General features: G+C 36.7%; 14 protein-coding genes, 12 tRNA genes and 2 rRNA genes. 4 read left to right on the top strand and 24 right to left on the bottom strand.

Annotated features, from left to right (window positions below; genetic code table 11):
• The coding region (locus BMX34_RS09190) for a transposase (protein ID WP_200793442.1) at nt 1–282 on the top strand (282 nt) is incomplete at its 5' end.
• A gap of 45 nt (nt 283–327) precedes the next feature.
• On the top strand, nt 328–1227 hold the full coding sequence (locus tag BMX34_RS09195) for a BglG family transcription antiterminator (protein ID WP_092572726.1): 900 nt from the start codon (nt 328–330) through the stop codon (nt 1225–1227).
• Nucleotides 1228–1427: 200 nt separating this feature from the next.
• Here BMX34_RS09195 and BMX34_RS09200 read toward each other — a convergent pair whose 3' ends face one another.
• The 10 genes from BMX34_RS09200 to BMX34_RS09245 form a co-directional block, all read right to left on the bottom strand.
• On the bottom strand, nt 1428–2570 hold the full coding sequence (locus BMX34_RS09200) for a CHAP domain-containing protein (protein ID WP_159428917.1): 1143 nt from the start codon (nt 2568–2570) through the stop codon (nt 1428–1430).
• The gene (locus tag BMX34_RS09205; protein ID WP_092572728.1) at nt 2530–2778 is read right to left on the bottom strand and encodes a phage holin; all 249 of its coding nucleotides are present in this window, start codon (nt 2776–2778) and stop codon (nt 2530–2532) included. Before BMX34_RS09205 ends, BMX34_RS09200 begins: the two co-directional genes overlap by 41 nt.
• Nucleotides 2762–3052, bottom strand: a complete 291-nt coding sequence (locus tag BMX34_RS09210; protein WP_092572729.1) for a DUF7365 family protein — start codon at nt 3050–3052, stop codon at nt 2762–2764. The genes BMX34_RS09205 and BMX34_RS09210 overlap by 17 nt, the downstream gene beginning before the upstream one ends.
• Before the next feature lie 70 nt (nt 3053–3122).
• Nucleotides 3123–3353, bottom strand: coding sequence for a DUF2922 domain-containing protein (locus tag BMX34_RS09215; RefSeq protein ID WP_092572730.1), 231 nt, complete (start codon nt 3351–3353; stop codon nt 3123–3125).
• A 25-nt stretch (nt 3354–3378) separates the two neighbouring features.
• Entirely contained in the window at nt 3379–3588 is a 210-nt protein-coding gene (locus tag BMX34_RS09220; protein WP_092572731.1) for a DUF1659 domain-containing protein, read from the bottom strand.
• Nucleotides 3589–3668: 80 nt separating this feature from the next.
• Nucleotides 3669–4187 (bottom strand): sigma-70 RNA polymerase sigma factor region 4 domain-containing protein, encoded by a 519-nt coding sequence (locus BMX34_RS09225; RefSeq protein WP_092572732.1) that lies wholly within the window; start codon nt 4185–4187, stop codon nt 3669–3671.
• A gap of 59 nt (nt 4188–4246) precedes the next feature.
• Nucleotides 4247–4603, bottom strand: a complete 357-nt coding sequence (locus BMX34_RS09230) for a hypothetical protein (RefSeq protein WP_092572733.1) — start codon at nt 4601–4603, stop codon at nt 4247–4249.
• 78 nt (nt 4604–4681) lie between these two features.
• Nucleotides 4682–5536, bottom strand: coding sequence for a DnaD domain protein (locus BMX34_RS09235; protein WP_092572734.1), 855 nt, complete (start codon nt 5534–5536; stop codon nt 4682–4684).
• 53 nt (nt 5537–5589) lie between these two features.
• A complete protein-coding gene (locus tag BMX34_RS09240; protein ID WP_159428918.1) occupies nt 5590–5874 on the bottom strand; it encodes a helix-turn-helix domain-containing protein in 285 nt (94 codons plus the stop codon).
• A gap of 16 nt (nt 5875–5890) precedes the next feature.
• Nucleotides 5891–6124, bottom strand: a complete 234-nt coding sequence (locus tag BMX34_RS09245) for a helix-turn-helix domain-containing protein (RefSeq protein WP_092572736.1) — start codon at nt 6122–6124, stop codon at nt 5891–5893.
• Between the two features lie 164 nt (nt 6125–6288).
• Between BMX34_RS09245 and BMX34_RS09250 the strand changes: the two genes are divergently transcribed.
• Nucleotides 6289–6873 (top strand): helix-turn-helix domain-containing protein, encoded by a 585-nt coding sequence (locus BMX34_RS09250; protein ID WP_159428919.1) that lies wholly within the window; start codon nt 6289–6291, stop codon nt 6871–6873.
• A 42-nt stretch (nt 6874–6915) separates the two neighbouring features.
• Nucleotides 6916–8052 carry a tyrosine-type recombinase/integrase gene (locus tag BMX34_RS09255; protein WP_092572738.1) on the top strand — a complete coding sequence of 379 codons (1137 nt, stop codon included), beginning with the start codon at nt 6916–6918 and terminating at the stop codon, nt 8050–8052.
• A gap of 86 nt (nt 8053–8138) precedes the next feature.
• On the opposite strand, the gene BMX34_RS09260 is transcribed toward BMX34_RS09255, so the two are convergent.
• The 14 genes from BMX34_RS09260 to BMX34_RS09325 form a co-directional block, all read right to left on the bottom strand.
• Nucleotides 8139–8222 (bottom strand) — tRNA-Leu (locus BMX34_RS09260).
• A 16-nt stretch (nt 8223–8238) separates the two neighbouring features.
• A tRNA-Cys gene (locus BMX34_RS09265) sits at nt 8239–8310 on the bottom strand.
• Between the two features lie 23 nt (nt 8311–8333).
• A tRNA-Gln gene (locus BMX34_RS09270) sits at nt 8334–8405 on the bottom strand.
• A 17-nt stretch (nt 8406–8422) separates the two neighbouring features.
• Nucleotides 8423–8495 (bottom strand) — tRNA-His (locus BMX34_RS09275).
• Between the two features lie 13 nt (nt 8496–8508).
• Nucleotides 8509–8579: transfer RNA gene (locus BMX34_RS09280), tRNA-Trp, on the bottom strand.
• A gap of 48 nt (nt 8580–8627) precedes the next feature.
• Nucleotides 8628–8708 (bottom strand) — tRNA-Tyr (locus BMX34_RS09285).
• Between the two features lie 4 nt (nt 8709–8712).
• Nucleotides 8713–8785 (bottom strand) — tRNA-Phe (locus BMX34_RS09290).
• 4 nt (nt 8786–8789) lie between these two features.
• Nucleotides 8790–8862: transfer RNA gene (locus BMX34_RS09295), tRNA-Asp, on the bottom strand.
• A gap of 6 nt (nt 8863–8868) precedes the next feature.
• Nucleotides 8869–8941 (bottom strand) — tRNA-Val (locus BMX34_RS09300).
• A 19-nt stretch (nt 8942–8960) separates the two neighbouring features.
• Nucleotides 8961–9032: transfer RNA gene (locus tag BMX34_RS09305), tRNA-Glu, on the bottom strand.
• A gap of 86 nt (nt 9033–9118) precedes the next feature.
• Nucleotides 9119–9207, bottom strand: a tRNA-Ser gene (locus BMX34_RS09310).
• A gap of 7 nt (nt 9208–9214) precedes the next feature.
• Nucleotides 9215–9287: transfer RNA gene (locus BMX34_RS09315), tRNA-Asn, on the bottom strand.
• Between the two features lie 16 nt (nt 9288–9303).
• Nucleotides 9304–9419 (bottom strand): 5S ribosomal RNA (rrf, locus tag BMX34_RS09320).
• Nucleotides 9420–9505: 86 nt separating this feature from the next.
• Nucleotides 9506–9625: ribosomal RNA gene (locus BMX34_RS09325) — 23S ribosomal RNA — on the bottom strand; the annotation flags it as partial.

Here is a 9625-nt window from a genome sequence, read left to right on the forward strand (position 1 = left end):
GTTGATGACTATATCGAACAACCCAAATATAAAAAAGCTTGCGAGAGCTTGGATAGTGGCTTTGAAGATGCCTTTCAATATACCGTCATCGGGAATGGCTACACCCGACTGAAAAGCACCAATCTTCTTGAACGATTGAACCAAGAAATCCGTAGAAGAGAAAAAATCATTCGTATCTTCCCCAATCGAGCTTCAGCCAATCGATTAATAGGTACTATTCTTATGGACATGCATGAAGAATGGCTTAGTTCGACAAGAAAGTATATTAAGTTCGATCAGTAAAAGACCGGTGAAACATTGTAATATATTTTACACAAGATTATGGACTTGACTAAAAAATTATTAGTTACATATTTATTATTAACTAAATTCGACAATTATAAATGTGATTATTCAGGTAAAACAACCCTATTACTTAATCCGATTGAATGTCCTAGTTTATTCAATCACGAAAATGAAAATTATTTTCTTTCTGTCTTACTAACAATGATAGAATTTATACCAAATCTCGATCTTCCATTTCATTACGATTTATTTGACCATATTAAAAAATTCTATTATGCAATTTCTAACGATATGAATTTAAATATAATAACTGATCAGTATATTTTTGAAGAACTGTACAGCTATGTGTATAGACAATATTTTTTAAATATTTTTAACTATAAATATGATGATAAATTAGTCAAAAATACAGATAAAGAATATCCTTTTTTGACTAATAAAATAAAAAAATCGATTATAATTTTAGAAAATTTTTTAGACATAATTTTCAATGAAGAACAGATATCATCATTAGTGCTAATTTTTTCAAAATGGATTACAAAAAACAAATTATTGTTGAATAATAGAAAAAAAATAATTATTGTAACAAATATTTCTTTCGAGCGTGTAAATTATTTTATTGAACAATTAAAATTATTTATCAATTATGAGTGTGTAGCTGTATTGAATATTAATGAAATAGCAGAAATAATAAATTATGAATATGATCTCATATTAACTTTTTCAAAACGAATGACAAATTTAATTAATAAAATTACCTCTAATTATTTACAAATACATTTTTTTATAACTAATCAAGATCTTATGAATCTATTCGAAGTAGGATGTGAATTAGCCAATAGAAGAGTTTTAGTTTCCAATTTATTACAGGAGATTGAAAATAAGGATTATGAGGATGCAAAAACTTTTCTCTTAAAAAAGTATCCAGAGATCTTTCTTTAATTATTTACTGTAAAAGTAAAAGAAATGCATTAGCATTAAATAAGAAAAATTACCAAAATCAATTATTCAAATTTATAAACAAACACCCCTCCCTCCTCTCGCTTTGTTTTGCTCATGTGGCCGTTCTGCCCTAACGGGCTCCACCTGGACACTCGCAAACCATTCGCTTCGAGGAGGGAGGGGTGTTAAATTTTGCTTAACTAACTTAGTAATTCATTGACTCTACGTTGGACTTCTTGGGCATTGTAGCCTGCTTGCTTCAGCTTACGGAATCGTTCTTCACCGACTGACCATAAACCTCGAATAACTTCTTTGGCGATGGTCTGGATGCTTTTCTTGGTGCTTTTTAAGACTTCTACTGTATTAATCTTGTCTGGATTCGCATCAGCGATGGCTTGTCTTCGAGCCAACATCCGAATTAAATATTGGTGGTAACCAATAGCAGCATAATCATAGGGTGCCCCACCTTCACGGAATAATCCTTTGACGGATTCTTCAAAGCTTTTTGGTCCTTTAACCTGATACAGATTATCCAATAAGTATAACCAGTCTTCTAAGAAATCTTCCACACAATCATATTTAAAGTAGTATCCCCCTTCCCTGATTGGTCTTTTTGATCCTTTCAGCTTAGGAATTTTAGGATTTAGTCGATTGGGTACAGTATATGTTAGACCGGCCCAATTGTTATTTAACCTGGCCACTTGACTGGTCCCCCACATACTTTCAAAGTGTAGCATGATAATTAAAAACTCTACATTGATGCGGTACTTACTCGCCAACTCTTTTAATTTTAAAAGGACTGGTACTGTCAGCTTAGCCCCTTGATACTCAAGAAATACTTCTTCGAGTTGACCTTGGCGCTCTACTACATCATCTTGTTCATATTTTGGCCGAGCATAGCCCATAATTCGCCAGTCATTCCAAGCAAATTTATTCTTCGCTACTTGCCCATTAGAGTTTCCTTCAATCGTGGTGATTCTAAAACCATCGACTTCATAGACAAAACCGATATGATCGGCCCAACCACTGGCTTCCCAATCAAAGACAATAATATCGCCGACTTTAGGGTATTGACGACCGAGCCAAATCCCTTTATTTTGAAAAATATCCACATGACGCTGCACGCCACATTCACGACCAATTAAATGACTTAAATTAGTCGTATCGGCCATTACTGTGACAAACATATCACACCAGTCATCATCACAAGTCATCTTATAGCCGACCGGATAAGGCTGGATTTCGTTGTATTTAGCCACTAAATATTGATGAATGGCTGAATATTGTTTAACACCGACATATTTATTCGCTTCTTCCATTAAGCGCAGGATTGACTTCGACACGATTGCCACCCCCATTTTTATAATTATGATTAGATAGTTGTAAGAGCGAACCCATAAATACTGCTAAAACATTTAGCATGGTCACATGTTGATCGAAATGGACTAAACCATAAATTTCGCCAATACCTTTAATAAAGACAGCAAAAGCGGGTAAAAAAATGAGTGCAATCCATTTTAGTAAATCATAGGATTTATTGCTTAAACACACGATTACTCAACTCCTTTAGATTATGCTTAATTTCTTGTATATCAGAACTGATTGATTGCAAATTAATTTCTAAAGTCACAATGCGTTGATTCTGTTTGTCTAATTTCTCTTGGTGGTCAGACTGCGCTTGGGCTTGCTTGTCAATTTCACTTTGGATCACATCTAGCCGACAGATCAATTTTTGAATCTCACTGATTAGCTGAAATAATTTTCCTGTTAGCGTGATAATGGCAATAATTGCACTCGCAAATCCACCCATTTCAAGAATGGCCATGATACAACTCCTTTCTGCCGAATAAATAGGCCTCGCCAAAAGCGAGACCTATATTCTAAGACCTATAAAATTATAGAGAGAAAATCTCTTCAACCTTGCGCGTTACATAACGCGCACCGTCGATACTTGCGTGTAAATCTTGACCAGTTCTTGTGAATAGATTGGCATCAACAATCGTTTGCATAACACCTTGAGCGGTTTCTTGATCTAAATCTTCAACCGGAGCTACTACGACAATTTTATTGCTACGACCAGAAGTATCTTTAAACAATAATTCTAATGTGTTCGTTACATTTTGCATGGTTTATTTCCTCCTTATTTTATGATTAATGTAAACGAGGGGTATACTTATAAGACTGAGACACTACAACAGCGGTAAGTGGATGCGCAGATACCTTTTTCAAAGCTTCGGTCACTTGGTTTAATTGATCTTCTTCATAGTTTTCAATAACCCCAGTGATATTGATCGATTTCCCTTTTTTAGTTCCATCGGAAAACTTTGCTTGTAGACGACCTTGATTGTACGATTTAATCATAGTACAAACCTCCTTTATTTATTTGTAGGAAAGACCCTACACTTATAAACAAAGGTTTTAGTCCATATTTGTTGACCCGTTTATGCTAATAACTTTTTCAAATCAGCTAATTTATGCTGAATCTTTTTCCGTTGCTTATAGATAGCATACCGGGATAAGCCTACTTGATCTGCGATCTCCTGCACCGAATAGTGGTTCAATAAGATTATGAGTTGATATTCCCATGTTGACAACCTTCTTTTCGCTCGTTGCATAAATTCAGCAATATGCACGTCGCTCAATGAAGGTGTAACGATGGGAATATCCTTACTTGTTTGCGCATCAAAGCAACAAGTCTCTTTATGTTCAAATTGTTTCATCAGTCTTAAACCATGCCAAAAAAGTCCTCTCTGGGCATAAGCAACAAACTGATACCGACACTCACCTAAAACATCCCCTGAAAACTTGTCAGCCAACTGAATTAAGTGTAGCTTTAATTCTTGTTGATAGTCTTCATAGTCATTATGATTTGGATAAATCGCTAGCCTTTTTAATATTTTATGGATTAACGGATTAAAGGCCTTTAAAACTTGCTGATGATACCAGGCTTGATAATCCATTCAATCGCCCTAGTATCATTATAAGTAAAGGAGAAATTTATTAATATATGAAAATTGTCCTATCTAAGTATCATCTGCATAAAATTATTGCGCCAAAGATATTCGTCCTCAATGACTCGATCAATCTCTTGGCTACCTACTAAATTAAAGGGTATTTTATAAAAAGAATGGACATCATTATTTTCATAGGCCATGATAAAGAAATGATCAATAATATCCTCTTCATCCATCAAGTCAGGATGATCTTCGATTGGATATGGAAAGACTTTCTCAGTCACATCAAGTTTTTCTAAATAATACATATAGAGGGTATAACGGCCGGCCATTACAGTGGCTGGGAAAGTTCTAAAGGCTTTATTGCCTTGAAATTCAGTAAACAAATCATTCACACGATACAATAAATGAAATTCTTTCATCTAAATCTTCCTTTCAAGATTATTATTTTGAAGCAGGTCTAATTTATTTGCTTCATAGATAGATAACCGATCGGTCGACTAGATACGTTTATTTTCTTTATATTTTTCATCTAATAACATAATATCTTCCAATGTGTTGACACCTTGATTTTTCCAAGTCGCTAAAATACTTCGGCCATAAGCCATCGGATGCTTAGCATTCATCGAACGAGAGAGAGCTTCAAAGATAATCTTGGCATCAAATTCCTTAGACCATGTTTGTAACTCATGCTTAATATCATCATTTAAAGTACCGATATTCGCCGCATAGAAATTTAAGATCGCAAAGTCAAATTGATGCGCCGAATCGTCGGACGAATCGTACACCGATTCTTGATTATGATTTTGCTTTTGACTTTGATTTTGATCATGATTATTATTTTGAATTTGATTCTGTTTTTGTTTTTCTTTTTCATTATGGCTTTGAGGAATCGAATGACGGCGGCTCATCTCTTCCTCAAAAGCCGACTTCAATGACAAGTCAAAACTTCGGCGCGATTGATTCCACCAGTTTACTAAGTGATGATAAGTCTTAGCAATTAAGGTGGAATCTTTAATCTGTGATAGTTCACGACATATAAGATCAATAACCGGCTTACCTCCTTTAATCACACTATGCTTCAAGGAATTTAATAAGGTGATTTCTTGCGTTTGAAAGTTATAAATAATCTCTTGATATTTCGTCTGAAACCGGTCGAGCAGCACGTCGATGACTTCTAAGGTATATCCGGTCTCAAAGGAAATGATGCGACGAGGTAAAGCATATATACCGACTTGAGTTGATTTAGGATTGGTCATTAAATAAATATAGAAATATTTATCTTCAACCGAATAGTGATCGACGACATAGGAATCCGACCAGAATTCAGTATCTACCACACGCTTAACAGACATACTCTTCCCTTTCTATAAAATATTCACTCACACGGACATTAGGATGGCGGGCCTTATAATTTATAGTTTTCTAAAAAGACTTCGATATCTCGACGGTCATAATAAACTCGTTTATCTAACCAAATTTCATTTAAACCATTGGCTACCCATTTCTTTAAGGTCCGGTGGCCAATTTTAAAGATTTTACAGACTTCCTTTTGCGTTAAATAACTCTTATTGACTTTGGGTTCTAATTCAGTCATCCGCCCCTCGATCTGTGACAATCGCTCCAAAATAGATTGGATATATTGATTGACAATATGCTCGACTAAGGAATTAAAATGTTGGGCAATATCCATCTGACCTTTCCCTCCCCTATGCTCTGACTTGTTCAGCAACCGGTGCAAAGAACATCTGATAGAATTCAACCTCATCTAATTTCAATACCCGACCAATTTGATACATGACATAATAAGAGGGATAACAGCGACCTGCTAAAATTTTATAGATCGTTGATAAATCGATTTTAGCTTGATAAGCCATATCGGAGACCTTGATTTTCATCTCCTTCATCCGTTGCTTAATCGATTTACTATCAATCCGAACCATTGCCAACTTCCTTTCTAATGTGTATTGAATTATTTCCTTGATATAATTCTAGGAATAAAATAAACAATTTTTGTAAGTTAGTAAATGCTTTTAGACATTTATCCAAAATAATATTGCATATTTGATAGTTATCCAATATGATATTGGTGGAGAGGAGGTTATCGATGGATCTAGCAAAGCGGATGAAAGAAATCCGCAAGGCCAAAGGCATCACCCAGCAAGAATTAGCGGTTAAGACCAATAAAGCGGTAGCGACGATTATAAGGTACGAGCAAGATTATTTAAATACGATTTACAAAAAAGATATCGAAGACCTTGCTTCAAGCTTAGGGGTTTCTGTTCCCTATTTTCTTGGATTCACCGAGATTGATGATTATCAATTTAAGCAATTACCGGTAATAAAAAATGAACCAAAAAATATGACACCAGGAATAAAAGGTTATCATTTCTCTAGTAGTGATTTATTAGGGAATCAATTAATTTTTGTCATACCGGATCATAGTTATTTACCGCTGTGGCCGAAAGGAACTAAATGTATCATTGAAAAAAGTAAGACGTATAAAAACGGCTCATACGTACTTGCATATGGACAAAGTAATAAAGCATTTATAATCAGAAAATATTTTAAAGATGCTGATACAATATGCTTACTGCCAATCACTGATCGTCAAGTTGTAGAACATATTATCTTTGACGAGACTGAAATGGAAATTTTAGGCCATGTTACAGAAATCAACTATCGACTATAAAATAAAAGCTCCTACACGCTGGCGGGCACGAAGGAGACAAACATGATTAAAAAATACAAATTAAAAAATGGAAAAATATTATATAAAGTGCGAGTTTATCTAGGAATCAGTCCTTATACTGGCAAAGAAGAATATTACCGACAAAGTGGTTTTACTAGCTATCAAGAAGCTAAAATAGCTGAAACTAGACATTTAGCTCATTTTCAAGAACACAAAAAATTGGCATCTGAAAGGATGGCTAAATTCGAACAAATATATCACTTATGGTTTAAACAGTACAAAAAGAATGTAAAATTGAACACCTATAGTACTCAATTAATGGTCGCGGATAAATATATTTTAAGCGAATTTAAAGATTATTATATCGATCAAATTCCAATTGAGAAATGTCAAGAAGTGGTCAACAAATGGTATAGCACGTATACTAAGGCAGCTAATCTAGTGTCGATAACAAATCGAATCTTAGACTATGGCATCAGCCTGAGATACCTAACCTATAATCCAATGAAAGATGTTATTCGACCCAAAAATACGCACAAAGAAAAATATGATGCTCCGTTTTATGGTAAAGAAGAAATCACTGAATTTCTAACCATCGTCGAAGAAAATGAATCTTTATTGTTATACACCATCTTTCGTGTCCTAGCCTTTACTGGGTTGAGAAAAGGTGAATTAATGGGGCTACAATGGAAAGACATCGATTTAAAAACTATGCAATTAAAAGTTCAACGTGTTCTAGCTTTTGCTGACGGAAAATACTACTACCAAGAACCAAAAACAGCAACAAGCTATAGAAATATAAGTATTGATAAGAAGACCTGTCAAATTTTATTCAAATGGCGACAATACCAAAGAGAAACCCTATTTAAACTAGGTATTAATGCGAATCAAGAAGATCAGCTGGTATTTACGATGGATGATAATAGTAATATAAAAGCTCGTTATATTAACAACAACTTAAATCGTATTATCAAAACACACAAACTACCTTTCATAACAGTTCATGGCTTCCGTCATACTCATTGTTCTTTATTATTTGAAGCCGGAGTACCCAATAAAGAAGTTCAGGAAAGATTAGGCCATGCGAGCATATTGACGACGATGAATATTTATGCCCATGTCACCAAAAATAAACGAGAGGAAACAGCCGATAAATTTGCTGCCTTTCTTCAGATTTAGATATTCCGACAAAATTCCCGACAAAAAATAAAAAGAGCACCTCACTCATAAAAAGTGAAGTGCTCTAAAGCTTGATACAAAGCCAATACCGATGGTCGGGGTCGAACCGACACGCCCGTGAGGGCACAGGATTTTGAGTCCAGCGCGTCTGCCAATTCCGCCACATCGGCAAATCAATAAAGCAGAAGGCGGTAGTCGGATTTGAACCGACGAATCAAGGTTTTGCAGACCCATGCCTTACCACTTGGCTATACCGCCACATAAAAATATCAATGAAAAAACTGGGGTAGCTGGATTCGAACCAACGAATAACGGAGTCAAAGTCCGGTGCCTTACCGCTTGGCTATACCCCAATAATAATATTAAAAAGGGCGACTGATGGGAATCGAACCCACGAGTGTCGGTGCCACAAACCGATGCGTTAACCACTTCGCCACAATCGCCATAATGCACCAACAGGGATAGTAGGAATCGAACCCACATCAATGGTTTTGGAGACCATTGTTTTACCATTAAACTATATCCCTATTATACAGGGAAAGAAATGTAAATTCCCTACGATTCTTTAATATTAATGGAGGGGGGCAGATTCGAACTGCCGAACCCGAAGGAGCGGATTTACAGTCCGCCGCGTTTAGCCACTTCGCTACCCCTCCATGATGGCTTGGGACGGAATCGAACCGCCGACACCTTGAGCTTCAATCAAGTGCTCTACCAACTGAGCTACCAAGCCAATACGGTCCGGACGGGATTTGAACCCGCGATCTCCTGCGTGACAGGCAGGCATGTTAACCCCTACACCACCGGACCAATGAATGGAGGTTAACGGGATCGAACCGCTGACCCTCTGCTTGTAAGGCAGATGCTCTCCCAGCTGAGCTAAACCTCCAGGGAATATTAAATTCGTATAGTCCGTACGGGACTCGAACCCGTGTTACCGCCGTGAAAGGGCGGTGTCTTAACCACTTGACCAACGGACCAAAATAATAAGTAAGTGCCTCTGCTGAAGAATTCAAATAACTCTAACCTAAAGCACCATATATGTCATAAAGACTGTTCATCTTTACGGAGAGTAAGGGATTCGAACCCTTGAGACGAAAGAATCGCCTACACGGTTTCCAACCGTGCTCCTTCAGCCAGCTCGGACAACTCTCCAAGCTTACTCCGCAAGCAGGGCTCGAACCTGCGACATCATGATTAACAGTCATGCGCTCTGCCAGCTGAGCTATTGCGGAATGAGAAAATTACCCTGCGCGGCAACGACCTACTCTCACAGGACCAAAGGTCCCACTACCATCGGCGCTAAGAAGCTTAACTACTGTGTTCGAGATGGGAACAGGTGTGTCCTTCTTGCCCTCATCACCACACAGGTAATCTCTTCGCTGAGTGAATGATCACTCAAAACTGAATATCAAATCTCCCTCAAATAATTCCCATCACTTCCCTCGAATCCGTGGTTAAGTCCTCGACCGATTAGTACTAGTCCGCTCCATACATCACTGTACGTCCACTCCTAGCCTATCTACCTGATCGTCTCTCAGGGGTCTTACGAATTGGGAAATCTCATCTTGAA

It is taken from the genome of Ignavigranum ruoffiae, from assembly GCF_900110675.1.
Taxonomy (GTDB): domain Bacteria; phylum Bacillota; class Bacilli; order Lactobacillales; family Aerococcaceae; genus Ignavigranum; species Ignavigranum ruoffiae.